A 25911-nucleotide genomic window follows, 5' to 3' on the forward strand; every position below is an offset into this window, starting at 1 on the left:
GCTCGTGGCCATGAGCAAGCCCGTTGACAGCGCTGTCAGCGCCGTCCGCACGTACATCGCCGCGCACCGCGCCGCCTTCCTCGACGACCTCGCGGAGTGGCTGCGGATCCCTTCGGTGTCGGCCCAGCCCGACCACGCCGCGGACGTGGCACGCAGCGCCGACTGGCTCGCCGCCGCACTCAGGGAGACCGGCTTTCCGACCAGCGAGGTCTGGGAGACGCCCGGAGCCCCCGCCGTCTTCGCCGAGTGGCCGTCCGCCGACCCGCAGGCACCCACGGTCCTCGTCTACGGGCACCACGACGTGCAGCCCGCGGCCCGCGAGGACGGCTGGGACACCGACCCGTTCGAACCGGTCGTCCGCGGGAACCGGCTCCACGCGCGGGGCGCGGCCGACGACAAGGGGCAGGTGCTCTTCCACACACTCGGGGTGCGCGCCCACCTCGCCGCCACGGGACGCACGACCCCCGCGGTGCACCTGAAGATGCTGATCGAGGGTGAGGAGGAGTCCGGCTCGCCGCACTTCCGCGCCCTCGTCGAGAAGCACGCGGACCGGCTCGCCGCGGACGCGGTGATCGTCTCCGACACCGGCATGTGGTCCGAGGACACCCCGACGGTGTGCACCGGCATGCGAGGTCTGGCCGAGTGTGAGATCGAGCTGTACGGGCCCCAGCAGGACATCCACTCCGGCTCCTTCGGCGGCGCCGTGCCGAATCCCGCCACCGAGGCCGCCCGCCTCGTCGCCGCGCTGCACGACGAGCACGCGCGCGTGGCCGTCCCCGGGTTCTACGACGGCATCGTCGAACTCACCGACCGTGAGCGGGAACTCTTCGCCGAACTGCCCTTCGACGAGCAGCGGTGGCTGCGTACGGCGAAGTCGGCGGCGACCCACGGAGAGGCCGGGCACACCACCCTGGAGCGCATCTGGGCCCGCCCGACCGCCGAGGTCAACGGCATCGGCGGCGGTTACCAGGGACCCGGCAGCAAGACGATCATCCCGTCCTCGGCCACGGTGAAGCTCTCCTTCCGGCTGGTCGCGGGACAGGACCCGGACCGCATCGAGAAGGCCGTACGCGCCTGGGCGGCCGGCCGGCTGCCCGCCGGGATCCGGCACGAGATCACGTTCGGCGCGGCGACCCGCCCCTGCCTGACGCCGCTCGACCACCCGGCTCTGCAGTCCGTCGTACGCGCCATGGGCCGCGCCTTCGAGCAGCCCGTCCGCTTCACCCGTGAGGGCGGCTCGGGGCCCGCCGCGGACCTTCAGGAAGTCCTGGGGGCGCCCGTCCTCTTCCTGGGCATCTCGGTCCCGTCCGACGGCTGGCACGCGCCCAACGAGAAGGTGGAACTCGATCTCCTGATGAAGGGCGTCGAAACCACCGCCCACCTGTGGGGCGACCTGGCCGAGAACTGGGGCGAGGCACACTGAGAAGGCCCGGCCACGTGCTGAAGAACGACGTCCGGACCCGTCCCGCCGCAGACCCTGCCGAACCGCCCGTCGAAATAACCGTTCCACCGGGGGAGTTGGAAGCACCCGTGACCACCTGGACCGACCGCACCGCCGACCGACCCATTTCGCTCACCGCACCGAGCGGCATCGACCGGGCGGCCCACCACCGCCTCGACGAGGCCTGGCTCGCGGCGGCGTGGAGCCACCCCACCACCCGCGCCTTCGTGGTCTCGGGCGGCCAGGTCCTCATCGACGAGACGGCGGACGGCACCACCGAACTCGTCATGACCCCGTCCTTCGAGGCCCCGCTCACCGAGGCGCACCGCTATTTCCTGGGCACCGACGACGACGGCGTGAGCTACTTCGCCCTGCAGAAGGACGCCCTGCCGGGCCGTATGGACCAGTCCGCGCGCCCGGCGGGGCTGCGCGAGGCGGGGCTGCTGCTGTCCCCCCGCGACGCGGGCCTGATGGTGCACGCGGTCGCCCTGGAGAACTGGCAGCGGCTGCACCGCTTCTGCTCGCGCTGCGGCGAGCGCACGGTCATCGCCGCCGCCGGTCACATCCGCCGCTGCCCGGCCTGCGGGGCCGAGCACTACCCGCGCACCGACCCGGCCGTGATCATGGCGGTCACGGACGACGACGACCGCATCCTCCTGGGCCGCCAGGTGCACTGGCCCGAGGGGCGCTTCTCCACGCTCGCGGGCTTCGTCGAGCCCGGCGAGTCCATCGAGACGTCGGTGCGCCGTGAGGTCTTCGAGGAGGCCGGTGTCACGGTCGGCGAGGTCGAGTACGTCGCCAGCCAGCCCTGGCCCTTCCCCTCCAGCCTGATGCTGGGCTTCATGGCCCGCGCCACGTCGGCGGAGATCAATGTCGACGGCGAGGAGATCGAAGAGGCGCGCTGGTTCTCCCGCGAGGACCTGCGGGCCGCCTTCGAGTCCGGTGAGGTGCTGCCTCCGTACGGCATCTCGATCGCCGCCCGGCTGATCGAGCTCTGGTACGGCAAGCCGCTGCCCCGCCCGGGCGGCTCGGCGCTCTGAGGTCGGCCGCGCCGGCGGAGGTCCGCCGCGCCGCGGAGGTCCACCGCGCCGCGCGCGCCGGGCACGGCAGCTGTCGGCCACCGCGGGGCGCGGGATGGGCTTGGAAGCCGCCAGCCACCGCGGGGCGCGGGTCTGGCACGAAAACGCCCGCCCATTGCACCGCGCGGGCGGGGCACGGAAGCCGTCGGGCGGCACGTACGAGGGACGGCGGTCCCCGGACCGGCCGCGGCCGTCGGGCCGCGGGCCGGCCCCGCTCGGACTACGCGCTGATCTTCTGCTTGACCTGCGCCAGCGAAGGGTTCGTCAGGGTCGAGCCGTCGGGGAAGAGGACGGTCGGAACCGTCTGGTTTCCGCCATTCGCCTTCTCCACGAACGCCGCGGAATCCGGGTCGTGCTCGATGTTGACCTCGTTGTACGAGATGCCCTCCCGGTCCATCTGGCTCTTGAGCCGACGGCAGTAGCCGCACCACGTGGTGCTGTACATCGTCACAGTGCCCGACATCTTCGTTGTGCTCCTTCGCGGCAGGGTGCGGTTCGCAGTGAGTGGAACGTACGTGACCCGGCCGCCATTCCCGCCCGCGGGTCTCGCGGGCCTCGCGGGCGGCGCGTTGCCCCTTGGACGGCGGGGGTCCCGCACTACGTCGGACCGCCGGACCGCGAGACCGCTGTGACGCCTGCCGCATTAGTACGACTACGAGTGCCCCCCTGTGGACAACCGGCTCATCCGTCTCCGGCGACCTGGCAGCATGGCGGTGTGACAGCAGCAACGCACTCCACCCTCTTCCCGCAGGTACCGGACACGGCCGACGCGGTGCTCGACGGGCTCGACCCCGAGCAGCGCGAGGTGGCCACCGCCCTGCACGGTCCGGTGTGCGTGCTGGCCGGCGCCGGCACGGGCAAGACGCGGGCGATCACCCACCGCATCGCCTACGGGGTGCGCGCGGGGATCCTCCAGCCCCCCAGCGTGCTGGCCGTCACCTTCACCAACCGCGCCGCGGGAGAGATGCGCGGCCGCCTCCGTCAGCTCGGCGCCTCCGGCGTCCAGGCCCGCACCTTCCACTCGGCGGCCCTGCGTCAGCTGCAGTACTTCTGGCCGAAAGCCGTCGGTGGCAGCATGCCCCGTCTCATCGACCGGAAGGTCCAGCTCGTCGCGGACGCGGCGGCTGCCTGCCGCATCCGTCTCGACCGGGGCGAGCTGCGGGACGTGACCGCGGAGATCGAGTGGTCCAAGGTCACCCAGACCGTCCCCGGCGACTATGCGGCCGCGTCCGCCAAGGCCGGCCGGGAAACCCCGCGCGACCCCGCGGAGATCGCCCAGCTCTACTCCACCTACGAGGACCTCAAGCGCGACCGCGCCGTCATCGACTTCGAGGACGTCCTGCTGCTGACCGTCGCCATCCTGCAGGACCGGCACGACATCGCCGAACAGGTCCGCTCCCAGTACCAGCACTTCGTGGTCGACGAGTACCAGGACGTCAGCCCGCTCCAGCAGCGCCTCCTGGAGCTGTGGCTCGGCGAGCGCGACAGCCTCTGCGTCGTCGGTGACGCCAGCCAGACGATCTACTCCTTCACCGGCGCGACCCCCGACCACCTGCTCGACTTCCGCACCCGCCACCCGCAGGCCACGGTCGTCAAGCTCGTCCGTGACTACCGCTCCTCGCCCCAGGTCGTCCGTCTCGCGAACGGACTGCTCGCGCAGGCCCGTGGCCGCGCGGCCGATCACCGGCTGGAGCTGATCTCCCAGCGCGGCCCCGGCCCCGAACCCGTCTACGCCGAGTACACGGACGAGCCCGCCGAGGCCGAGGGCGCGGCCCGCCGCATCCGCGAACTGATCGCCTCCGGGGTCCCGGCGGCGGAGATCGCCGTCCTCTTCCGCACGAACTCCCAGTCCGAGATCTACGAACAGGCCCTCGCCGACGCCGGAGTGCCCTACCAGCTGCGTGGTGCCGAGCGCTTCTTCGACCGCCCGGAGGTGCGCAAGGCAGGAGTCGCCCTGCGCGGCGCGGCCCGCTTCGGAGGCAACGACTCCCTCCTGGACGACGTCGTCGACCTGCCCTCGCAGGTCCGCGCGGTCCTCTCGGGCGAGGGCTGGACCAGCAGACCGCCCGCCGGATCCGGAGCGGTCAGAGAGCGCTGGGAATCGCTGGCCGCCCTGGTGAATCTCGCGCAGGACTTCGCCGCGGCCAAGCCCGACGCCACCCTGAGCGACCTGGTGGCGGAGCTCGACGAGCGCGCCGGTTCCCAGCACGCTCCGACCGTCCAGGGCGTCACCCTCGCCTCGCTGCACTCCGCCAAGGGTCTGGAGTGGGACGTCGTCTTCCTGGTCGGTGTCGCCGAGGGCATGATGCCGATCACCTACGCCAAGACGGATGAACAGATCGAGGAGGAGCGCCGCCTCCTCTACGTCGGCGTCACGCGCTCCAGAGAGCGGCTGTTCGTCTCCTGGGCGCTGTCCCGCTCACCCGGCGGCCGTGCGAACCGCCGACCGAGCCGTTTCCTCGACGGGCTGCGCCCCGGCTCCGTCGCCACCGCGGGCCGCAGCGGGGCAGCCGGAGCGGGAGGTGTCGAACGCGGCGTCGGGAGCGCCGGCGGAAGTGCGGTGCGGCGCACCAGCCGCACCCCGGCCCGGTGCCGGGTCTGCGGCCGCACGCTCACGGACGCCGGTGAGATGAAGCTGATGCGCTGCGAGGACTGCCCCTCGGACATGGACGAAGGTCTCTACGAGCGGCTGCGGGACTGGCGGGCGGTCCAGGCGCAGCGCAGTGGGCAGCCGGCCTTCTGCGTCTTCACCGACAAGACGCTGATGGCCATCGCCGAGTCGGTGCCCGACGACGAGGGCGTGCTGGCGCGGATCCCCGGCGTCGGAGTGCGCAAGCTCAACCGCTTCGGAGCCGACGTTCTGGCCATCTGCGCAGGTCGCGAACCCGCAGGGGGCAACGAAGTTGATTGATTCAAACTCGTCGAGAAAATAGTTTGCGCATGCCCCAGCGCTCCCCATAGGTTCTTAACACGGAAACGGCGGCCTTCTCCGAGGCCCTGGTTCCGTGCTGTACTTAACAACCGTCGGACCGGTTCATCCCGGTCCCTCTAGACGCCGAGAGGAGGCGATTCCAGTGATCAGCATCAACTTCAGCTCCGCCAGCACCGCCAAAATGACCGATCGCTCGGTCGTCTCCGCTTGCACGCTCGGCGCCCCGAACCTGGGCACCGGTCTGTCCGGCATCTCCGCCGTCCGTCCGGCGTCCGTCGTTTCTCTCGCGGGTCTTCCCATCCGTGAGCGCAATGAGCGACCGATCCAGGCACTGGAAGCAGTAACGGCACAGGTGCGGACCTATGCCTTTGCGGCGGCCGGTGCCGGATCCCTGGAGCAGACGAAGCAGCACCACACGATGTGGGCCTTCCGTGGGCCTGAACCCTGGAGTGATCCAGCCTGATCTCGATCAGGCCGGCGCCTTCAGGGCCGCGGAACCCCACCCGGGATCCGCGGCCCTTCTGTTTGTCCCCGACCGGGGACAGCCGGAGCCAAGGGGCCTCGGGACAAGAAAAGACCCCGGTACCAAGCCGCCAACCGGCCAACCGGCCGGCACGACCAGACGAGGAAAACAAACCGTGCAACTCGAAGCGCACGCCCCGTCCGTACCGCCTTCCGAGACCATCGCCCCGCCCGGCCCCACCGAGGACTCCACCGTGACTCCGCTCACCGCGCTCACCGCGCTCGACGACGCCATCGAGAACCTCGGCGTGCCCGTCCCCTGCCGCTCCTACGACCCGGAGGTCTTCTTCGCCGAGTCGCCGGCCGATGTCGAGTACGCCAAGTCGCTCTGCCGCACCTGCCCGCTGATCGAGGCCTGCCTCGCCGGGGCGAAGGAGCGGCGTGAGCCCTGGGGTGTCTGGGGTGGCGAGCTCTTCGTCCAGGGTGTCGTTGTGGCCCGCAAGCGGCCGCGTGGCCGTCCGCGCAAGAACCCGGTCACAGCATGAACACCGTAGGAACGATCGATCGCCCCCTCACGAACGACCCCAAGAAGCAGGCCCCGATGACGCCGTCCACCACCGAGCCCGCCGGCTCCGCGACTCCAGACTTCTCCACCACCGGTGCGCACGACTCGCGCCAGAACAGGACCCGAGAGATGCAACTCATCCCAGAAGCCATGGCTCGTGCGCATATGCACGAGCGGCTGCACGAAGCCGAGCGGGAACGGCAGGCCGTGCACCTGGCCACCGCCCGGCGGATGCAGCGCCGTGCGGAGCGCGCCTCGATGCGCGCCCGCCGGGCGCTGGCCATGGCCGTCATGCAGTGACCGCGAACGGTCGCGGGCAGTAGACACCACCTCAGAGCGGGGGCCGGTCCGGACGGACCGGCCCCCGCGGTGCGTGAGGTACCGAAGTGCTTGGCGCGGGGATATCGTCGCCGGGTGACGAGTCTTTCCGGGGACAGTGACGACAGCGCCTCCGCGAAGCCCGCCGAGACGGCCGAGCCCGTGATCATCGTGTGCGCCCGCTGCGGCACCTCCGCCGAAGGGCCACCGCTCACCTGGACGCGCTCCGTGGAGAACGGCACCCCCCACTACCTCTGCGACGGGTGCGTCCGAGCCAACCTCCGGGCGATCGAGGGCCGCCTGGACCCGGCCTGGTGGTAGGTCCTTTCACGCCTCCGCGGCTGCCTCCTCCAGCAACTCGTCCGGCGTGTCCTCCTCGGGGAGGAAACCGGGCAGCCACTCCTCCAGTTCGTCCCTGAGCCGCACCGTCGCACCCAACTGGCACAGGACGCCGATGGTGCTGAGGGTGACCCGGTGGATCAGCAGGTACGACGGCGGCAGATTGAGCTGCCTGCCGAGCTGGTGGGCGGGCGACCGGGGGTCGGCGATGCGCGCGGCCTGGCTGCGCATCCAGCCGCGGGTGAAGGTGAACTCGTCCGCCTGGGCCGGTTCGATGATCGGGAGCAGGTAGTCGAGGACCGCGTCGGGGTCCAGCTCTATGGACTCCTTGACGAAGCCCTCCGTGCACAGAAGTCCGTAGACCGCCTCGGCTTCTCCGTCGATGGTCATGCGCAGGGAGCTGCCGATGGTCGGGGGCAGACCGCCCGGCAGCCGGTCGACGGTGCCGAAGTCGAGGACGCCCAGCCGCCAGCCCGCCTTCTCGTCCGGCAGGAGACGGAAGTTGCCCGGGTGCGGGTCGGCGTGCAGCAGGCCGGTGCGGGCGGGGCCCGAGAACAAGAAACGGGCCAGCAGCTGACCGGCCCGGTCACGCTGCTCCCTCGTGCCGTCGGCGATCACCTCCGAGAGCGGTGTCCCGTCGATCCACTCCGTCACCAGCACCTGCTCGCACTGGTGGACGACGGCGGGGACCACCACATCCGGGTCGTCGGCGAACTCCTCCGCGTGGGCCGTCTGGGCCTGGGCCTCCAGGCCGTAGTCGAGCTCCTCCGAGACCCGGTCGCGCAGTTCGGTGATCAGCGGCTTGATGTCCATCCCGGGAATCAGCGGACCCAACAGGCGCGCGAAACGGCTGAGTTGGGTGAGGTCCGACAGGAGGGCCTCTCCCGCGCCCGGGTACTGCACCTTGACCGCGACCTCGCGCCCGTCGTGCCACACCGCCCGGTGCACCTGGCCGATCGAGGCCGCCGCCGAGGGCTTGTCCTCGAATTCCCGGAAGAGCTCCTGCCAGTCCTCGCCGAGCCGCTTCTCCAGCACGGAGTGCACGGTCCGGGTCGGCATCGGAGGCGCGGCCTCCTGCAGCTTGGTGAGCGCCGCGCGGTAGGGCCCCGCGACCTCCTCGGGCAGCGCGGACTCGAAGACGGACAGGGCCTGCCCGAACTTCATCGCCCCGCCCTTCAGCTCACCGAGCACCTTGAACAGCTGCTCCGCCGTGCGCTGCTGGAGTTCGCGGCCGACGATCTCCGCCGACTTCCCGCCGATGCGTTTGCCCAGCCCCCAGGTCGCCCGCCCGGCGAAGCCGAGCGGGAGCGCGGCGAGCTTGGCGGTCCGGGTGACCGCCTTGCGCGGAAGATCAGACATGCGCCCTCCAAGTCCCAGACAGCCGCGCGGCGTGCGCCTCGTGGCGTGACCCCGCCGGCGGCTGTTGCTCCGCCATTGTCTCGTGCGGTCCCCTGTCCTCCGGGGTGTGTTCTTCGTTACCTCTCCCCGCCGCCCCGCACGGACACGCGGGGTGCGGCCACACCGGCCGTGCGTGCCAGGTCAGGGTCGGCACCGAGGCCTCCCAGCGCGTCCCGGCGCCGACGGGCGGCATTCCGTCGAGGAAAGCGAGCGCGTGGCCGGCGGCCAGCCCGGCGACGGCAGTCGCGAGGGCGAGGTCGCAGGCCTGGGCCTGCCGACGGCCGCCCGACCGCCACTGGGCGACCAGTCGTGGCCACGTCTGGTCCCGGTCGGTGCGGGCCCGGTCGAGACAGCCCGCGCATCCGGTCTCGCCGGGCAGTACCAGAGGGCCCACCACACCCGTCCCCTCCACGACTCCGGCATAGAGGTGCGGAGTCCCGGAGACGATCAGCGGTTCGACGGCGGCCGGGTCGGGCGCGTGGACGGCCAGTCCGTCCCGGGGCGCGAGGATCACCAGCGACCAGCCGGACTCGTCCGGCGGGACTGCCGTCCGGCCCGCCGGGGCGCAGGTCCGCCCGGCCGGCTCCGAGGAAGGCGGCGTCCGGTCCTCCGCTGGATGCGGTGCGGGTTCCCGCCGGTGGCGCGGGCGCCGGTCGGGGGCCGCTTTCCGCACCGCCCGCCGGGCGGCGTCCTCCCTCCGCTCGCCGACGCACTCGGCGGACAGCCCTCCGGGAGCGACATCACCCGGCTCCACCCGGCCGCCGTCACGGACGTGGACCTCGCCCACCCCCGCGCCCGCCAGCAGCGCGGCCAGCACGACGCCCACCCGGCCCGCACCCCGGACCTGCACCCGCAGGGAGCGGCGGGCGGCCAGGCGCTCGATCGCCTCGCCCGGCGCGGAAGTGGCCAGGGAGAGGGAGGCGAGGTCCGGCCGGAGCCGGTCGAGGACCGCCTGCTTCCCACGGAGGGCGTCGGCCGCGGGACCGCCGCCCGTCGCGTCGTCCAGCAGACCGGAGCGGGCCAGCCGCTCGACCAGGCCGTCGACATGACCGTCCGGCAGACCCATCCGGCGTCCCTCGTCGCGCAGCAGCGGCAGTCCGCGCGTGCCGTCCAGCAGGGTCAGGAAACTGCCCGTCGCCGTGTCCACCGGGCCCAGCACTATCGCGTGCGCCGGTGCCATGCCGAACTGCACGGTGTTGAGATCCCGCCAGCCGCGCCGCAGCGCGGGTTTCACCATCGGATGCATGACCGGCCCCCGTAACTCTCGGATGGTCCCCGTGCGTCGGCGGACAGCGGCCCAGCTCCGCCGACGACTGCCAGCATGCCCGCCCCGCCTGCCGCGGTGCCGAAAGTTGTCCACAGGCTGCCGCATTCGTCGTACGAATCCAGCGCACGGAGTGCGGATCGCCACGGAACCGTCCCGGAGGCGGGACTTTCACCCTGCGCAACGGGTAACGTCGGGGCGTGCCCGCCGACCCACTGCACCGCGCCGGAAAGCCACAGCGCAGCACGACGAGCCTGCCGCCGGGCGGCACGGGGGCGACCGCGATCGAGGTCCGCAGGAGTGCTCGCCGACGCAGAACGGTCTCCGCGTACCGCGAGGGCGATCGCACCGTCGTGCTCATCCCCGCCCGGATGTCCGAGGCGGAGGAGCAGCGCTGGGTGAGCGTCATGCTCGACAAGCTGGCCGCGCAGGAGAGCAAGCGGAAACTCGGTGACCGGGAGCTGTCCGAGCGCGCTGCGCGGCTCTCCGGACTGTACTTCGACGGCCGTGCCCGTCCCACGTCGGTCCGCTGGGTCACCAATCAGAACACGCGCTGGGGCTCCTGCACCCCCTCCGAGGGCAGCATCCGGCTCTCGCACCGGCTGCAGGGCATGCCGGAATACGTCGTCGACTACGTCCTGGTCCACGAGCTCGCGCATCTTCTCGTACCCGGCCACGGGCCCCGTTTCTGGCGGCTCCTCGAGGCGTATCCCCGCACCGAGCGGGCCCGCGGCTATCTCGAAGGAGTGGTCGCCGCCGACCGGCTGCCCCACCGGCCCGCCGTGGCCGACGACTGAGGACCCCCGTCCCCGGCGGCCGGAGCGAAGCCCGGGCAGGGATTGTGTACCGGGTCTGTACCGGCTTCGTCCGCTGTCGGAGTTTGCCGTTAGCCTGACGCGACGTACTTGCATTCGGGATGGGGGACGGTCGTTACGCATGGCCAGGGAATTCCAGCGCGGCCACAAGGCCAAGATCAGTGACCTCACCGCGGGCACCGATCTGTACGTAGGCGTGCAGATCACCGGCCCCGGGCTGACCTTCGACATCAGCTGCTTCGGTCTGGACGCCGACGAGCGGCTGTCGGACGACCGGTACTTCGTCTTCTTCAACCAGCCGAAGTCCCCCGAGGAGTCCATCCAGCTCCTCGGCGCCCAGGCGGGTGACACGGAGTCCTTCCGCGTCACCCTCGACAGGATCCCGCCGCAGATCCACAAGCTGTCGTTCACGGCGACGCTCGACGGTGCCGGGCAGATGTCGCAGATCGCTCCGGGATACCTCCGCATCGTCGCCGGCGGCGAGGAGGTGGCCCGGTACGCGTTCAGCGGCGCCGAGTTCTCCACGGAACGTGCCGTCATGCTGGGCGACTTCTACCTCAAGGACGTATGGCGGTTCGCAGCCGTCGGACAGGGCTTCGACGGCGGACTCGACGCACTGCTGAAGAACTTCGGCGGCGAGGTCGCCGACGCGGAGCCCGCGGCCCCGCAGCAGCCGCAGACCGGCGCCTCCCCGTCCTTCGCACCGCCCGCCCAGGGGACCGCGCCGCCCGCCTTCGGTGCCCCCGCCCCCGCGCCGCAACCCGCCGCGCAGGGCTTCGCACCGCCGGCGGGAGCCACGCCGCCGCCCGCCCCGGCACCCGCGGTGCACGCCGCGCCGACCATTATCGCGCCGCTCACGCCGCCCGGTGGCACCGTGCCGCCGCCCGGACCCGCGCCGTACGCGCAGCCGCCCGGCCAGCCCGGTCCGCCGCCCGGCTACGGACAGCAGCCGCCCGGGCAGAGCGCCCCGATGCCGCCCGGCTACGGGCAGGCCCCGAGCGCGCCCCCCGGTTACGGCCAGCAGGCCCCGCCCCCCGGTTACGGCCAGCAGGCCCCGCCTCCCGGTTACGGGCAGCAGCCTCCGTACGGACAGGTCCCCGGCCAGACCGGTGCGCCCGCGTCCTACGGTGCTCCTCAGGGCGCCCCGCAGGGCGGCGCCGGTGTGGCCGCCGCGCTCCAGGCCTTCAAGGAGACGCCCACCGGCCAGCGGTGGACGCAGCAGAACAAGAAGCTGGTCCGGGTCGACCTCGGCGCCGGCGGGGACCAGGCCGTCCTCGCCCGGCAGGGCAGCATGGTGCTCTACCAGGGCAAGGTCGACTTCAGCTACAAGGGAGCGGGCTTCGCCGGACGGATCGTGGGCAACGCGACCGGCCAGGAGATGCAGCTCATGCGCTGTTCCGGCCGGGGCCAGGTCTTCCTGGCCGACAACTCGACGATGCTCCACCCCATCGAACTCCAGGGTGACGGGATCTGTGTGTCCGCGGAGAACGTCCTCGCCTTCGACGAGACGCTCCAGTACGAGGTGCGCCGCGTCGAAGGGCACGGCATCCCCGGGGGCGCGCTGTTCACGATGCAGTTCCAGGGGACCGGCACGATCGTGGTGAAGACCCACGGCGCGCCCGTCGTGCTGCCGGTCACGCCCACCACGTTCGCCGACTGCAACGCGGTCGTGGCCTGGTCGGCGGCCTCCCAGGTGATCGTCTCCAGCCAGGTGCGGATGCGCCGCAACGCCTATCCGGGCGACACCGGCGAGAGCGTGAACCTGCAGTTCCGGGGCGCGCCCGGCAATTTCATCGTCGTCCAGCCGTACGAGGTCTGAGGGAGCCCGTCATGAATCAGCCATTCGCGGGCTTCGCCCCGGCACCCGTCACCGCCCGCATGGAGAACCACGGCAATCACATGCTGAAGGTCGCCATGCAGACCGGAAACGACCTCCTCGCGCGCGTGGGGTCGATGGTCGCCTACGAGGGGTTCGTCCAGTACGAGCCCAATCCGCCGGCCGTACGCCAGATCGCGCGCGACTGGATGACCGGCGAGGGCGCGCCCCTCATGAAGTGCTCCGGTGACGGCCTGCTCTATCTCGCCGACTACGGCGCCAACGTGGTCGTCATCAACCTCAACGGGGACGCGATCTCCGTCAACGCCACCAACCTGCTCGCCTTCGACGCGCACCTCACCTGGGGTGTCGAGCGCGTCAAGGGGCTCGCCAAGTTCGCGGGGCAGGGGCTGTGGAACACCAAGATCTCCGGCCAGGGCTGGGTGGCGCTGACCTCCCGGGGCAAGCCGATCGTCGTGGACTGCGGCGGCGGCGAGGACGAGACGTACGTCGACCCGGACGCGCTCGTCGCCTGGTCCCCGAACCTGAAGGTCAAGGGCAAGCGCAGCTTCAAGGCGCAGTCCCTGCTCGGGCGGGGCAGCGGCGAGGCGTACCAGATGGCGTTCTCCGGGCAGGGCATCGTCGTCGTCCAGCCCAGCGAGGACAGCACCGACCGCCTCCGGATCCGGGGCTGAGGGGGAACAGGACACCATGCAGAGCCCGCTTTTCGGCTACAACGAACAGCAGTCCCAGGACCGCTACAGCCTGCAGAACTCGCAGATGCTGCGCGTCGCTCTGGAGGGCCACGACGACATCCTGGCCCGCAAGGGCACCATGGTCGCCTACCAGGGGCTCGTCGAGTTCGACGCCGAGTACCAGAACAACGGCCAGCGCCGTTCGCGTGCGGTGACCGGTGAGGGCCTGGACCTGATGCGCTGCCACGGGCAGGGGACGGTCTATCTCGCGAACCTGGCCCAGCACGTGCACGTGGTCGACATCGACCAGGACGGTCTCACCGTCGACAGCAGTTACGTCCTCGCGATGGACTCCTCGCTGCACCACGAGGTCATCGCCGTGGACAGCCAGTACGGCATCTCGGGATCCGGCAAGTACCAGCTGAACATCACGGGCCGGGGCAAGGTAGCCCTGATGACGTCCGGGATGCCGCTGATGATGCAGGTCACGCCGGACAAGTACGTCAACTGCGACGCGGACGCGATCGTCGCCTGGTCGACCGCGCTCCGGGTGCAGATGCAGGCGCAGACGCACTCCTCCGGGGTGTGGCGGCGCCGTGGCAGCACCGGTGAGGGCTGGGAGCTCAGCTTCATGGGCCAGGGGTACATCCTCGTCCAGCCGAGCGAGCTGCTGCCGCCGCAGAACGCCCAGATCGGCCAGGGCGTGCGCGCGCAGTACGGCATGGGCCAGCAGGGCGCCCACGCGCAGAACCAGGGCAACGCCTGGAGCTGAGACGTGCCTCCGCAAAGGCATGGGTGAGGGGCGGTCGCCATGGCGACCGCCCCTCACCCGTCCGCCGGGACGCCTTCAGAGCCGAGCCCGGGTGGCTTCCACCAGACGGACGACCGACGCGTCCGCAACGCCCGCGACCTCGTCGTACGAGAACCAGCGCAGGTCCAGTGACTCGTCGCTGATCTCCTGCACGGCGCCCGGCTGCGCGAGGACCGCGTACTGGACGTCGAAGTGGCAGTGGCACGGAGGCGGGATCGGATGCCGGTCCAGGCGCACCGGTCCGCCCGGCAGCAGGGTCAGGCCCGCGATGCCGGACTCCTCCGTGGCCTCGCGCAGTGCGGCCGCCGCGAGCGTGGTGTCCGCGGGTTCGCAGTGGCCGCCCATCTGGAGCCACATGCGCAGCTTCCGGTGCAGGGTCAGCAGCACGCGGCCGTGCCCGGGGTCGACCACCAGGGCGCTCGCCGTGAGGTGCCCGGCCGTGCACGCCTTCCACAGGCCGTCCGGGTGGGCCTCCAGATGGTCCAGATAGGCCTGGCGCAACTCTTCCTGGTCCTCGTACTCCTTCAGTACGAGGACCGCGTCGTCGTGGAGGGTCACTCGGTGCCGTCGTCCTTGCCCTTGTTCTCGTCCCCGGCCTTTTTCTCGTCCTCGGCCGTGGTGTCCGGGGCCTGTGCCGCCTCGTGCTTCCCGAGGTCCGGCTTCGCGGGGCCGTCCGCCGCCTCGCCGAGCATCTTGTCGAGCTCGGAGAAGTCCAGCTGCTCGCGGTGTACGAAGCCGTCCGGGTCGTCCAGGTCGGACGAGGTCGGGAGCATGTCCGGGTGGGCCCACAGACCGTCCCGGCCGTCGACACCGCGGGCGTCGGAGAGGGAGGCCCACAGCCGCGAGGCGTCCCGCAGCCGGCGCGGCCGCAGCTCGAGCCCGATCAGGGTCGCGAACGTCTGTTCGGCAGGGCCGCCCGAGGCCCGGCGGCGGCGCAGCGTCTCGCGCAGCGCGTCGGCGGACGACAGCCGCGGCTTGGCCGCCGCGTGCACGACCGCGTCGACCCAGCCCTCGACGAGCGCGAGGGCCGTCTCCAGGCGGGCGAGAGCGGCCTTCTGCTCCGGGGTGTCCTCCGGCTGGAACATGCCCTGCTGGAGGGCGTCCTGGAGCTGCTCCGGATTCTGCGGGTCGAACTGGCCGACCACGTCCTCCAGCTTGGCGGTGTCGACCTTGATCCCGCGCGCATAGCCTTCGACCGCGCCGAACAGGTGCGAGCGCAGCCACGGCACGTGCGCGAAGAGGCGCTGGTGGGCGGCCTCGCGCAGCGCGAGATAGAGCCGTACCTCCTCCTGGGGGATGCCCAGGTCCTTGCCGAACGCCTCGATGTTCAGCGGAAGCAGGGCGGCCTTTCCGGCCGGACCGAGCGGCAGGCCGATGTCGGTGGAGCCGACGACCTCGCCCGCGAGCACGCCCACGGCCTGCCCGATCTGCGTGCCGAACATGGCGCCGCCCATGGAGCGCATCATGCCGATCAGCGGGCCCGCCATGGCCTGCATCTCCTCGGGCAGCACGTCGCCCATGGCCGCGCCGACGCGCTCGGCGACCGGATCGACCAGTTCCTTCCAGACCGGGAGGGTCGCCTCGACCCACTCCGCGCGGCTCCAGGCCACGGCGGATCCGGCCCCGGACGGCAGGGACGTCGCGTCGTCCAGCCAGTGGTCGGCCAGCCGGACGGCCTCCTGGACCGCCGAACGCTCGGCGGGGCCGACGCTCGCGTCCTTGGTGCCGTCCGACGTGCCCTGGGCGACCGTCTGGCGGGCGATCTGCTTGGCCATGTCCCAGTTCACCGGGCCGCCCTCGTACGAGAGCATCTGGCCCAGCTGCTGGAACGCGGCGCCCAGGTCGTTGGGGTTCAGGGAACCGAACATCGCGGCGAGCGGATTGTCGGCGCCGGGACCGCCGGCGCCGGGGAACCCGAAGCCGAACGGGTTGGCCGGTCCCTGCCCACCGCCGCTCTCCTGGTCCTTCTTCTTGCCCTCGTCGCCGTTCTCCGGCTCCTCCGGCGGAAGGCCGAATCCGAATGGGGTGTCACTCACGGGATTCCTCGGCTGGTAAGGCCGCCGGTTCTTTCCCGACGGCGGCTGCCCGACAACACCACCCAGCGTAGACACCATGGGCCGATCGGGCCTCGGTGCTCCGCCGACGGTCGGCCTGCGGCAGGATGGATGCCACCTGGTACGCACGCGTCACGCGCGTTCATTACTGAAGACAACCGCTGGAGACGCCCGGTGAGTTCCCCAGATCCGCAGGTTCGCGCAGCGCGAAACCCTTCTACCAGCCCGGCCGCCCGCGGGCCCGTCGTCGCCGTCACCGGCGCGGCGTCCGGCATGGGCGCGCTCCTCACCGAGCGGCTGGCCGCCAGTGAGGAGATCAAACAGGTCATCGCCATCGACGAGCGGCGCGGCGAGTGCGCCGGCGCCCAGTGGCACATCCTCGACGTACGGGACCCGGCCATCGCCGAGCGGCTGCGCGGCGCGGACGTCGTCGTCCACCTGGCGCTGGACCTGGACCTCGAGAGCGACCCGGCGGCACGCACCGCCTACAACGTCCGGGGGACGCAGACGGTGCTCACGGCGGCCGCCGCCGCCGGGGTGCACCGGGTGGTGCTGTGCACCTCGTCGATGGTCTACGGGGCGCTGCCGGACAACGAACTGCCCCTCTCCGAGGACGCCGAACTTCGGGCGACCGCCGAGGCCACGGGCGTCGGGGACCTCCTGGAGATCGAGCGGCTCGCGCGGCGCGCCCCTCGCGCCCACCCCGGCCTGAACGTCACCGTCGCCCGCCCCGCGGTGCTGGTCGGTGGCACCGACACGGCGCTGACCAGGTACTTCGAGTCGCCGCGTCTGCTGGTCGTGGCCGGTTCGCGGCCCGCCTGGCAGTTCTGTCACGTCGAGGACCTGTGCAGCGCTCTGGAGTACGCCGTCCTGGAGAAGGTCGACGGGGAGCTGGTCGTCGGGTGCGACGGGTGGCTGGAGCAGGAGGAGGTCGAGGAACTCAGCGGTATCCGGCGCATGGAGCTGCCGTCCGCCGTGGCGCTCGGGGCGGCCGCCCGGCTGCACCGGATCGGCCTCACCCCTTCGCCCGCCGGTGACCTGGCCTACACGATGTATCCGTGGGTGGTCAGCGGGAACCGGCTGCACGACGCCGGCTGGCGGCCCCGGTGGAGCAACGAGGAGGTCCTCGCCGAGCTGCTGGAGGAGGTCACCGGGAGGCGCACGCTGGCCGGGCGGCGGCTGGGCCGCAAGGACGCGACCGCCGCGGGAGCCGCGGGAGCGACGGTCGCCCTGCTCGGTACGGCGGCCCTCGTCCGCCGGGCCCGCAAGGCCCGGCGCCGGATCTGACGTCGGTGCCGCGGAATCGGCCCGGTCGGCGTCCCTCCGGGTGCCGCCCGGCTCGTCGGGGGCCCGCGTCGAAGCGTGCCCGTCCGGCAGGCCGGCTCCTGTAGGAGGCTCCAAACGGCTACGCGCGCGTGCCGGGCGAAAGCGCTATTCCGCCCTGTCGGCGGCGTGCGGCACGATGGGCTCATGGCACCTACGTTTGACCACCCGGGCGAGCAGGCGGCACAGGATCCCATCAGGCTGCTCGCCATCCGTGAGACGCCGCTCTCCCTGGACGAGGTCTTCCGGGCCGTCGGGGACGACGCCGCGGGCGGAACCGCGCTCTTCGTCGGGACCGTGCGCAATCACGACGGCGGCGCCGACGTCGACCGGCTCGGGTACTCGTGCCATCCCACGGCCGAGGCGCAGATGCGGCGGATCGCCGAGAAGGTCACCGCCGACTATCCGGTGCGGGCCCTGGCCGCGGTCCACCGTGTGGGTGACCTGGCCGTCGGAGATCTCGCGGTGGTCGTCGCCGTGTCCTGTCCGCACCGGGGGGAGGCCTTCGAGGCGTGCCGCAAGCTGATCGACGACCTCAAGCACGAGGTGCCGATCTGGAAGCACCAGACGTTCTCCGACGGCACGGAGGAATGGGTCGGCGCCTGCTGACCGAAAGCCGGCCTGCCGAGCCGAAGGGCCGTGCACATCCGGCTGGACCGAAGCACCTCCGGCTGCGGAGGCCGCCGGCTGGAGTGAAGCATCTCCGGCTGTGGAGGCCGCCGGCTGGACCGAAGCATCTCCGGCTCCGGAGGCCGCCTGCCGAACCGAGGCGGCCTCCACAGCCGGAGGCAAGGGGTGGCGATCCCCGAACTCCTCACCCCCGCCCGGTCTTCCGGTTGCGTAACCGCACCCCTGGCATGAGCGTTGACCGAGCGGATGGTTAATCTGCTGATCACTCAGTTGCGGTCGCTCATGGGGTCGGGAGGTCGGTATGGCGGCGCTCGCCTGGTTGCTGATTCCGCTGTTCGCTGCGATCGGTGCCGGTCTGTGGGGCAGTTGGGTCGGCCGTAATCGCAAGACCACGGGAGACGGCACCGAACTGGCGGGCTACACGCGCTTCCGTGAGGCCATGGAGAAGTCCCACTCCGGGACGTGACCGAGGCCCACCACGGACGGACGGCCCCCGCAGTGCGCTGTCGGCGCGGTCCCGTACTGTCGTTCCATGCCACGCCGCACCGCGACGATGCTCGCCTCCACCCTGATGCTGATCGCACTCCTGTGCGCGGGAGTGTTCATCGACGTGCCGTACTCGGAGATGTCACCCGGGCCGACGGTGAACACGCTCGGTGAGCACGCGGGCGAGCCGGTGCTGCAGGTCTCGGGCCGCAAGACGTACCCCACGACCGGTCACCTCAACATGACGACGGTCAGGGTCACCAGCGCCGACTACAGGATGAACCTCGTCGAGGCGGTCTACGGATGGCTGGCGCACGACAACAAGATCGTGCCGCACGACACGCTCTACCCGGACGGCAAGACCGAGGAGCAGTCGACGCAGGAGAACGCCGAGGAGTTCAGCCAGTCCCAGGAGAGCGCCAAGGTCGTGGCCCTCAAGGAGCTGGACATCCCGGTGAAGTCCTGGGTGATCGTCTCGACGGTCCTCAAGGGCACCCCCGCCGAGGGCGAGCTGCACGCGGGTGACGTCATCAAGTCCGTCGACGGCACGGTCGTGAAGGCACCCGAGGACGTGGCGAAGCTGGTCACCAGGCACAAGCCGGGTGAGAAGGTCGTCTTCACGATCGTGCCCGCCAAGGAACAGGCCGCCGCCGAGAAGGCGAACAGGACGGCGACCCGCACCGAGGACGTCACGATCACCACCGACAAGTCCGACGACACCGGCGAGGCCCGCGCCATCGTCGGCATCTCCGCCGGGACCGATCACACGTTCCCGTTCACCATCGACATCAAGCTCGCCGACGTCGGCGGCCCCAGCGCCGGCCTGATGTTCGCCCTCGGCATCGTCGACAAGCTGACGCCGGGGAACCTGACGGGCGGCAGGTTCGTCGCCGGCACCGGCACCATCGACGACGAGGGCACCGTCGGCCCGATCGGCGGCATCGAGATGAAGACGGTCGGCGCCCGCGACAAGGGCGCCCGGTACTTCCTGACGCCCAAGGAGAACTGCGCGGCCGCCGCCAAGGACACCCCCGACGGCCTCACGCTCGTCAAGGTGCACACCATCGACGACGCGCTGGACGCCCTGAAGGACATCCGCTCCGGTGACACCGCCGGCCTGCCGAAGTGCACGTCCAAGGGCTGACCGCGAAGAACGCCCCGGACACGAACGGGTACACGGACCGGGGCGCACCCGGAACCGGGCGCGCCCCCGTCGCCGTACGGGAAGCCTCGTGCAGACGTGAGCGGGAGGCGGTCAGTCCGCGAAAGTGGCCGACAGGGCTTCCGCGAGACCGGGCACCAGCGCGGAACCCGTCAGCACCTCCGTGGGCGCGTCCTTGGCACGCAGCCGCAGCGCGGAGTCGCGCGAGCCGTCGCGCAGCACCGCGACCGTCATCCGGACCTCCTGCCGGTCCGGGTGCTCGGCCACCCACTGCGCGAGCTTCTTGTCGCTGAGACCCTCCGGGACCGAGGCCTCCGCCGACGGCGGCAGCATCAGCCGCTCCACGGTCAGCGCGCAGCCGACGACCGCGTCCGGCCAGGCGATGGTGCCGAGGAACTCGTCCAGCGGCTTGTCGGCGGGAACCTCGTCCTGCTCGATGGGGGTGAAAGCGGTGGTCTGCTGCTCGTCCCCGAGGCCGAGCTGCGCCGCGAGACCGGGCTCCTGGGCGCGCAGTCGTGCGGTGTCTACGAGGGCGAAGAGACGAGCGGGCTGGTCCCAGCCGAGGCCGGAGGCGTACTCGTCGATCTCGAGTACGGCCCGGGTGAGCGGGCTCGCTGCCATGGGAGTGTTGGACATGGTCACAATCCTGCCTCGGAAGTACCCGGAAGCGGGAACCGAGTAAAGCGTGAGTAAGTTGCATAGGTGTGGGTCCACGATCTCGGGGGCCTGACGGATCAACAGCGAACTTCGAGGTGCGCACCTTGGCTTTCCAGATGCCGGACCGCGGCGGAGGCCCGACGGGGCCACGGATCAGAGTGGGCCGCCCGTCCCGGCGTGTCCGGACCCTGCTGATGACGCTGGGCGTCCTGGCCGTACTGGCCATGGCGTTCACCATGTTCGCGGGGTTCTGGACGGACTGGCTCTGGTACCGGTCGGTCGACTACTCGTCCGTGTTCACGACCACGCTGTGGACCAAGATCGGGCTCTTCTTCGTCTTCGGGCTGCTGATGGCGGCCGCGGTCGGCGTGAACGTCTGGCTGGCGCACCGGCTGCGCCCGCCGCTGAGCGCGATGTCGATGGAGCAGCAGAGCCTCGACCGGTACCGCATGGGCATCGCGCCCTACAAGCGGTGGCTGCTCCTCGGGGTCACCTCGCTCGTCGGGCTGATCGCGGGCGCGTCCGCCGCGGGCCAGTGGCGCACGTGGCTGATGTGGGTGAACGGAGTCCCCTTCCACCAGAAGGACCCCCAGTTCCACCTCGACGTCTCCTTCTACGCCTTCGACCTGCCGTGGTACCGCTTCCTGCTGGGCTTCGGCTTCGCCGCCGCGGTGCTCTCGCTGATCGCCGCCGCGCTCACGCACTATCTCTACGGAGGGCTGCGGATCACCAGCCCCGGCGCGCGTGCCACGGCCGCGGCCACCGGGCATCTCTCGGTGCTCCTCGGCATCTTCGTCGCGCTGAAGGCGGTCGCGTACTGGCTCGACCGGTACGGGCTCGCCGTGAAGTCCAGTGACTTCAAGGCCACGGGCAACTGGACGGGCCTCAGGTACGTCGACGCCAACGCGTACCTGCCGGCCAAGACGATCCTTTTCTGCATCGCCGTGATCTGCGCTGTGCTGTTCTTCGCCACCCTGTGGCGGCGCACCTGGCAGCTGCCCGTCATCGGCTTCGGCCTGATGGTGCTCTCGGCGATCCTCATCGGCGGGCTGTACCCGGCGATCGTCCAGAAGTTCCAGGTCCAGCCGAACGAGCAGGCCAAGGAAGCGCCGTACGTCGAGAAGAACCTCCAGGCGACCCGCGAGGCCTACGGCATCGACGGTGCCCAGGTGAAGGAGTACGCGGGCCGCAGCGACACCGACGACAAGAGCAAGCTGCGCAAGGACGCCGACGGTGCCGCGAGCATCCGTCTGCTGGACCCGAACGTCGTCTCGCCGACGTTCCAGCAGCTCCAGCAGGTGCGCAACTACTACGCGTTCCCGTCGAACCTGGACGTCGACCGCTACAGCAAGGACGGCAAGGACCAGGACACGGTCATCGGTCTGCGCGAGCTGAATCTCCAGGGCATCCCGAAGAACAACTGGATCAACGACCACTTCCGCTACACCCACGGGTACGGCGTGGTCGCCGCCAAGGGAACCGCGGCCGACGCCGAGGGCCGCCCGGAGTTCACCGAGTACGACCTGCCGTCCAAGGGCAACCTCGGTGAGTACCAGCAGCGGGTCTACTACGGCGAGAAGACCACCCAGTACTCGATCGTCGGCGGGCCGCAGAAGGAGATCGACTACTCCGACGACAACGGCGAGAAGACGACCAGCTACCAGGGCAAGAGCGGGGTCAACCTCTCCAGCCCGGTCAACCGGGCCGCGTACGCGGTGGCGTTCAGCGAACCGCAGATCCTCTACTCCGGCGCGATCGGCGAGGGGTCGCGGATCCTGTACAACCGCACGCCCAAGGAGCGCGTCGAGGCGGTCGCGCCGTGGCTGACCATCGACGGTGACGCCTACCCGGCGGTCGTCGGCGACAGGATCCAGTGGATCGTCGACGCGTACACGACCACCAACGGCTATCCGTACGCCTCCCGCACCACCCTCGGCGACACGACGGCCGACTCGCTGACCGCCGCCAACAACCAGCGTGCGGTGGTGGCCCAGCAGAACCAGGTCAACTACATCCGCAACTCGGTGAAGGCGACCGTCGACGCGTACACCGGAAAGGTGACGCTCTACGAGTGGGACACCAAGGACCCGGTCCTGAAGACCTGGAAGAAGGCCTTCCCGGGGACGGTGAAGTCGAAGGGGGACATCCCGCAGGCCCTCATGGACCATCTCCGTTATCCGCAGGACCTGTTCAAGGTCCAGCGCGAGCTGCTCACCCGGTACCACGTGAAGGACGCCCAGACGTTCCTCAGCGGCAGTGAGGTGTGGCAGGTCCCGGACGACCCGACCAACAAGTCGGGCAACGCCGTGCCGCCGTACTACCTGAGCATGAAGCTGCCCGGCAAGGACTCCCAGGCGTTCTCTCTGACGACGACGCTCACACCGAACGGCCGGGACAACCTGAGCGCCTTCATGTCTGTCAACGCCGAGGCCGGCACGGAGGAGTACGGCAAGATCAGCATCCTGAAACTGCCCACGGGCAGAACGGTCGACGGACCGAAGCGGGTGCAGAGCCAGTTCAACTCCGAGCCGTCCATTGCCGAGTCCATCAGGCTTCTCAGAGGCGGTGACTCGGAAGTCGAGTACGGCAACCTGCTGACGGTGCCGCTCGACGGAGGACTGCTCTACGTGGAGCCGGTCTACGTACGCGGTGGTGGCCTCAAGTACCCGCTGCTGCGGAAGGTGTTGGTGACCTACGGCGGGGCGACGGCCTTCGAGGACACGCTGGGCGAAGCGCTCAACAAGGTCTTCGGATCCGAGGGCGCGACCCAGGAGCCGCCGGGTGAGGGCGAGGGGACCAAGCCGCCGACGTCGCAGGACCCGACGGTGCAACAGGCCCTCGACGACGCCCAGAAGGCCTTCGACGACGGCCAGGCCGCCCTCAAGAAGGGCGACTGGGAGGCGTACGGCAAAGCGCAGAAGGATCTCGAGGACGCGCTGCAGCAGGCCGAGGACGCGCAGGCCAAGGCCGACAAGGCCGACAAGGCCGGCGGTGCCGGCGGCAGCGGCGCCGACAAGGACACCTCCAAGGACACGCCCAGGGACGGGGACAAGAGCAGCGACAAGAACTCCGGGGGCGGCTGAACCGGAGCCCTCCCCGCGCCGTGGTACGGTTGCAACACAACGGCGCGGGGTGGAGCAGCTCGGTAGCTCGCTGGGCTCATAACCCAGAGGTCGCAGGTTCAAATCCTGTCCCCGCTACTGAAAGGCGAAGGCCCGGATCCTATGGATCCGGGCCTTCGCTGTGTGTGCGTGCGCGCACGGGAGCGGGGAGCGGGGAGCGGGCGTGCCTGATTCCGGGACTTGCGCGTGCCCCGGCGTGGGCGGGGCAGGTGCGCTGGGACGTGCGCGCGGCCGTCGGGGACCTGTACGGGTACCTCGTGGGACGCGCGTACGGAAGATGTGGACGTACGTACGGAGTTGGATGGCGACGCGCGCGAAGACCGCTTCCTGTGCGGCGAGTTGGCCGATCTGTGTTTGACTTGTCTCTCTGTGGGCATGTCGACAAAACGCTGAAGTGACCTCACTGACTGCGGTATACCAGGTGTACCCAGGTTGCAGGTGGTGCGACGATGGACGTTATGGGGGACAAGGCAACTCTGTTGGATACAGGGCGTTTTGTGCAGCCTTCCGGCCGGGACGAAACCGGCGAAGCTGTCGAGGAGGCACGTCAGCGGCTCGCCGCGGAAGCCGGCGACGTCGAGGCGATGAGCGTCCTCGGAGCCATGCTGCTGCGCCGTGGCGATCTCGACGGAGCCGAGCCTCACCTGCGCGCGGCCACCGCTGCCGGTGACCGCGCCGCCGCCAACAACCTGGGTGTCCTCCTGCATCAGCGCGGGTACGCCGACGAGGCCGCGGGCTGGTGGCGGATCGCCGCCGTCGCCGGCTCCGCCGCCGCCGCGCACGCGCTCGGGCGCCACCACCGCGAGCGGGGTGACGAGCCCGCCGCCGAGTACTGGCTGCGACAGGCCGCCGAGCAGGGCCACGCCCTCGGCGCGTACGCACTCGCGGACCTCCTGGAGCACCGCGGCGACGTCGGCGCCGAGCGGTGGCTGCGGGCCGCCGCGGAGCGCGGGCACCGCGAGGCCGCCTACCGGCTGGCGCGCACCCTGGACCGCAGGGCCGTCGACGCGGGCGAGGTCGGCGCCGACAACGGTGTCATCGGCGCAGGTGGGGAGGAGGCCGCCCAGTGGTACCGGCAGGCCGCCGCGCGCGGCCACCGGCGGGCCGCGCTGCACCTCGGGGCGATCCTGGAGAAGCGCGGCGACCTCAAGGAGGCCGGACGCTGGTACCTGACGTCCGCCAAGGACGGTGAGGCCCGGGCCGCCTGCGCGCTCGGATTCCTGCTGCGGGACGCGGGCGACAGTGAGAGCGCCGCCGTGTGGTGGCTGCGGGCCGCCCAGGACGGCGACGGCAACGCGGCCAACGCCCTGGGCGCGCTGCACGCCGAGCGTGGCGAGCACCAGACCGCCGAGCGGTGGTACCGGGCGGCCCTGGACGCGGGTGACGTGAACGGGGCGTACAACCTGGGCCTGCTCTGCGCCGAGCAGGGACGCACGGCGCAGGCCGAGCAGTGGTACCGGCGCGCCGCCTACGCCGGACACCGCGAGGCGGCGAACGCGCTGGCCATCCTGCTCCTCCAGGTCGGCGACGCGGCCGGGGCCGAGCCCTGGTTCTCCAAGGCGGCCGAGGCCGGCAGCGTGGACGCCGCGTTCAACCTGGGCATCCTGCACGCGGGGCGGGGCGAGGAGGGTGAGGCCGCCGCGCTGCGCTGGTACGAGCGGGCGGCTGCCGCGGGGCACACCGAGGCGGCGCTCCAGGTCGCCATCGCCCGGCTGCGGGAGGGTGACGAGCCGGCCGCCGAGCGGCATCTGCGGTGCGCTGCGGGCGGTGGCAGCGCGGAGGCCGCGTACCGGCTCGCGTCCGTGCTCGACGCCCGGCGGCCCCCGGCGCCCGCGCACGAGCTGGGGGAGCCGGCGTACGAGAAGAGCGAGTGCGAGGAGTGGTACGAGCGGGCGGCCTCCCAGGGGCACCGGCGGGCGCAGGTGCGCGTCGGGATGCTGGCCGCCGCGCGGGGCGATGTCGTGGAGGCGGCCCGGTGGTACCGCGAGGCCGCGGAGGCCGGATCGCGGAACGGGGCGTTCAACCTCGGGCTGCTGCTGGCGCGTGAGGGGAGCGAGCCCGAGGCGGCGCTGTGGTGGACCCGGGCGGCCGACGCGGGGCACGGGCGGGCCGCGCTTCGGCTCGCGCTCGTCTACGCGCGTCGTGGGGAGCTTGCGGAGGGCCAGCGATGGGCGGATCGTGCGGTGTCGCTGGGGCCGGCGGAAGTGTCCGAGCGGGCGGCTCGGTTGCGGGATGCGTTGCGGCAGGAGTTGACGGCGTGAGCCGCGGGGCCTGCGTGGCCTGCGTGTGCGGTGAGCCGTGGGGCCCGCGTTGGCCGTGAGCCCCGTGAGCCCCGTGAGCCGCGTTAGCCCCGTGGCCTGCGTGAGTCGCGTCGGGTGGGTGGGGTGCGGTGCCCGTCTTGGCTGCGCGGGTGCCGGCGGTGGTGCGGGGGTGTGAGCGGGGTTTGTTCGCCCCCTCCGCCCCTTCCCGTCCCGTTCCTGGGGGCTCCGCCCCCAGACCCCCGTGTCGGCCTTCGGCCTCGTCCTCAAGCGCCGGACGGGCT

General features: G+C 71.3%; 23 protein-coding genes and 1 tRNA gene. 18 read left to right on the forward strand and 6 right to left on the reverse strand.

Translation table 11 applies throughout. From position 1 onward, the window contains the following. Positions 1-10: 10 nt before the first annotated feature. Positions 11-1423 carry a dipeptidase gene (locus tag ACFYP4_RS19155; protein ID WP_388786438.1) on the forward strand — a complete coding sequence of 471 codons (1413 nt, stop codon included), beginning with the start codon at positions 11-13 and terminating at the stop codon, positions 1421-1423. A gap of 107 nt (positions 1424-1530) precedes the next feature. Next, complete coding sequence (gene nudC / locus ACFYP4_RS19160; RefSeq protein ID WP_388786440.1) at positions 1531-2481, forward strand: NAD(+) diphosphatase; 951 nt, start codon at positions 1531-1533, stop codon at positions 2479-2481. Between the two features lie 259 nt (positions 2482-2740). Here the strand turns inward: nudC and ACFYP4_RS19165 are convergent, their stop codons facing one another. Beyond that, positions 2741-2983 carry a mycoredoxin gene (locus ACFYP4_RS19165; RefSeq protein ID WP_358850171.1) on the reverse strand — a complete coding sequence of 81 codons (243 nt, stop codon included), beginning with the start codon at positions 2981-2983 and terminating at the stop codon, positions 2741-2743. Between the two features lie 195 nt (positions 2984-3178). Between ACFYP4_RS19165 and ACFYP4_RS19170 the strand changes: the two genes are divergently transcribed. From ACFYP4_RS19170 to ACFYP4_RS19190, 5 genes are all read left to right on the forward strand, one after another. Beyond that, complete coding sequence (locus ACFYP4_RS19170) at positions 3179-5431, forward strand: ATP-dependent DNA helicase UvrD2 (RefSeq protein ID WP_358850170.1); 2253 nt, start codon at positions 3179-3181, stop codon at positions 5429-5431. A 163-nt stretch (positions 5432-5594) separates the two neighbouring features. Then, positions 5595-5915, forward strand: a complete 321-nt coding sequence (locus ACFYP4_RS19175; RefSeq protein ID WP_358850169.1) for a hypothetical protein — start codon at positions 5595-5597, stop codon at positions 5913-5915. Positions 5916-6090: 175 nt separating this feature from the next. Further along, positions 6091-6459, forward strand: coding sequence for a WhiB family transcriptional regulator (locus ACFYP4_RS19180; protein ID WP_358850168.1), 369 nt, complete (start codon positions 6091-6093; stop codon positions 6457-6459). After that, positions 6456-6779: a hypothetical protein gene (locus tag ACFYP4_RS19185; RefSeq protein ID WP_358850167.1), complete on the forward strand. Its 324-nt coding sequence runs from the start codon at positions 6456-6458 to the stop codon at positions 6777-6779. Before ACFYP4_RS19180 ends, ACFYP4_RS19185 begins: the two co-directional genes overlap by 4 nt. Positions 6780-6893: 114 nt before the next feature. Then, on the forward strand, positions 6894-7118 hold the full coding sequence (locus tag ACFYP4_RS19190; protein WP_358850166.1) for a hypothetical protein: 225 nt from the start codon (positions 6894-6896) through the stop codon (positions 7116-7118). Between the two features lie 6 nt (positions 7119-7124). Here ACFYP4_RS19190 and ACFYP4_RS19195 read toward each other — a convergent pair whose 3' ends face one another. Then, positions 7125-8495, reverse strand: a complete 1371-nt coding sequence (locus ACFYP4_RS19195; RefSeq protein WP_358850165.1) for an AarF/ABC1/UbiB kinase family protein — start codon at positions 8493-8495, stop codon at positions 7125-7127. Next, positions 8488-9780 carry a TOMM precursor leader peptide-binding protein gene (locus tag ACFYP4_RS19200; RefSeq protein ID WP_388786444.1) on the reverse strand — a complete coding sequence of 431 codons (1293 nt, stop codon included), beginning with the start codon at positions 9778-9780 and terminating at the stop codon, positions 8488-8490. Before ACFYP4_RS19200 ends, ACFYP4_RS19195 begins: the two co-directional genes overlap by 8 nt. A gap of 218 nt (positions 9781-9998) precedes the next feature. On the opposite strand from ACFYP4_RS19200, the gene ACFYP4_RS19205 reads away from it, so the two are divergent. The 4 genes from ACFYP4_RS19205 to ACFYP4_RS19220 all read left to right on the forward strand — a co-directional run bounded on the left by ACFYP4_RS19205 (position 9999) and on the right by ACFYP4_RS19220 (position 13896). Next, positions 9999-10595 carry a M48 family metallopeptidase gene (locus tag ACFYP4_RS19205; protein ID WP_358850163.1) on the forward strand — a complete coding sequence of 199 codons (597 nt, stop codon included), beginning with the start codon at positions 9999-10001 and terminating at the stop codon, positions 10593-10595. A 139-nt stretch (positions 10596-10734) separates the two neighbouring features. Then, positions 10735-12432 (forward strand): TerD family protein, encoded by a 1698-nt coding sequence (locus ACFYP4_RS19210; protein ID WP_388786447.1) that lies wholly within the window; start codon positions 10735-10737, stop codon positions 12430-12432. An 11-nt stretch (positions 12433-12443) separates the two neighbouring features. After that, positions 12444-13124, forward strand: coding sequence for an AIM24 family protein (locus ACFYP4_RS19215; RefSeq protein WP_358850161.1), 681 nt, complete (start codon positions 12444-12446; stop codon positions 13122-13124). Positions 13125-13140: 16 nt separating this feature from the next. Then, complete coding sequence (locus tag ACFYP4_RS19220; protein WP_358850160.1) at positions 13141-13896, forward strand: AIM24 family protein; 756 nt, start codon at positions 13141-13143, stop codon at positions 13894-13896. Positions 13897-13971: 75 nt separating this feature from the next. On the opposite strand, the gene ACFYP4_RS19225 is transcribed toward ACFYP4_RS19220, so the two are convergent. Further along, on the reverse strand, positions 13972-14493 hold the full coding sequence (locus tag ACFYP4_RS19225) for an NUDIX hydrolase (protein ID WP_358850159.1): 522 nt from the start codon (positions 14491-14493) through the stop codon (positions 13972-13974). After that, positions 14490-15971: a zinc-dependent metalloprotease gene (locus ACFYP4_RS19230; RefSeq protein WP_358850158.1), complete on the reverse strand. Its 1482-nt coding sequence runs from the start codon at positions 15969-15971 to the stop codon at positions 14490-14492. Before ACFYP4_RS19230 ends, ACFYP4_RS19225 begins: the two co-directional genes overlap by 4 nt. 192 nt (positions 15972-16163) lie before the next feature. On the opposite strand from ACFYP4_RS19230, the gene ACFYP4_RS19235 reads away from it, so the two are divergent. The 4 genes from ACFYP4_RS19235 (at position 16164) to ACFYP4_RS19250 (ending at position 19572) form a co-directional block, all read left to right on the forward strand. Continuing rightward, positions 16164-17276: an SDR family oxidoreductase gene (locus ACFYP4_RS19235; protein WP_358850157.1), complete on the forward strand. Its 1113-nt coding sequence runs from the start codon at positions 16164-16166 to the stop codon at positions 17274-17276. 183 nt (positions 17277-17459) lie between these two features. Beyond that, on the forward strand, positions 17460-17921 hold the full coding sequence (locus ACFYP4_RS19240) for a molybdenum cofactor biosynthesis protein MoaE (protein WP_358850156.1): 462 nt from the start codon (positions 17460-17462) through the stop codon (positions 17919-17921). A 322-nt stretch (positions 17922-18243) separates the two neighbouring features. Beyond that, entirely contained in the window at positions 18244-18408 is a 165-nt protein-coding gene (locus ACFYP4_RS19245) for a hypothetical protein (RefSeq protein WP_355781820.1), read from the forward strand. Positions 18409-18474: 66 nt separating this feature from the next. Next, positions 18475-19572, forward strand: coding sequence for a PDZ domain-containing protein (locus tag ACFYP4_RS19250; protein WP_388786451.1), 1098 nt, complete (start codon positions 18475-18477; stop codon positions 19570-19572). Positions 19573-19683: 111 nt separating this feature from the next. Here ACFYP4_RS19250 and ACFYP4_RS19255 read toward each other — a convergent pair whose 3' ends face one another. Continuing rightward, entirely contained in the window at positions 19684-20226 is a 543-nt protein-coding gene (locus ACFYP4_RS19255; protein WP_358850154.1) for a PPA1309 family protein, read from the reverse strand. A 137-nt stretch (positions 20227-20363) separates the two neighbouring features. Between ACFYP4_RS19255 and ACFYP4_RS19260 the strand changes: the two genes are divergently transcribed. The 3 genes from ACFYP4_RS19260 (at position 20364) to ACFYP4_RS19270 (ending at position 25630) form a co-directional block, all read left to right on the forward strand. Next, a complete protein-coding gene (locus ACFYP4_RS19260; protein ID WP_358850298.1) occupies positions 20364-23330 on the forward strand; it encodes a UPF0182 family protein in 2967 nt (988 codons plus the stop codon). 43 nt (positions 23331-23373) lie between these two features. Then, positions 23374-23447, forward strand: a tRNA-Met gene (locus ACFYP4_RS19265). 371 nt (positions 23448-23818) lie between these two features. Next, positions 23819-25630, forward strand: coding sequence for a tetratricopeptide repeat protein (locus tag ACFYP4_RS19270; RefSeq protein WP_358850153.1), 1812 nt, complete (start codon positions 23819-23821; stop codon positions 25628-25630). Positions 25631-25911 lie beyond the last annotated feature (281 nt).

Origin of the sequence: Streptomyces sp. NPDC005551, assembly GCF_042871785.1 — a bacterium.
Lineage (GTDB): Bacteria > Actinomycetota > Actinomycetes > Streptomycetales > Streptomycetaceae > Streptomyces.